This window comes from Leucobacter celer subsp. astrifaciens, assembly GCF_001273835.1.
In the GTDB taxonomy this organism is placed as follows: Bacteria; Actinomycetota; Actinomycetes; order Actinomycetales; family Microbacteriaceae; genus Leucobacter; species Leucobacter celer.
Genome location: NZ_JHEI01000060.1, coordinates 1 through 214, shown reverse-complemented (window position 1 = coordinate 214; position 214 = coordinate 1). Strand labels below are relative to the sequence as shown.

Annotated in this window: 1 protein-coding gene; it reads right to left on the bottom strand. The window is 66.4% G+C overall.

All coding sequences use genetic code 11. The annotated features are described in order from the left end of the window. Positions 1-2: 2 nt before the first annotated feature. On the bottom strand, positions 3-214 hold a 212-nt coding region (locus AMS65_RS00160; protein ID WP_157501936.1), incomplete at its 5' end, for an NAD(P)-binding protein.

Here is a 214-nt window from a genome sequence, read left to right as displayed (position 1 = left end):
CGTTATGCCGGATCCAGAGTGCGTAGATGGGGCTGTTCTTCGGTGGCGGAGCCCAGCAGCACGAAGAATGGCTCGAAGACCCTGGGCATGAGATACCAGGACGGGCCGTTGGCGAATCTGAATCCCTCGCTCTCGAGCGTGCCTGCACGACCGCCCAGGCGGGCGTTGCGCGCGAACAGATGCACCCGGTGCGCCTCTCGGGCGAGGAGCGCGG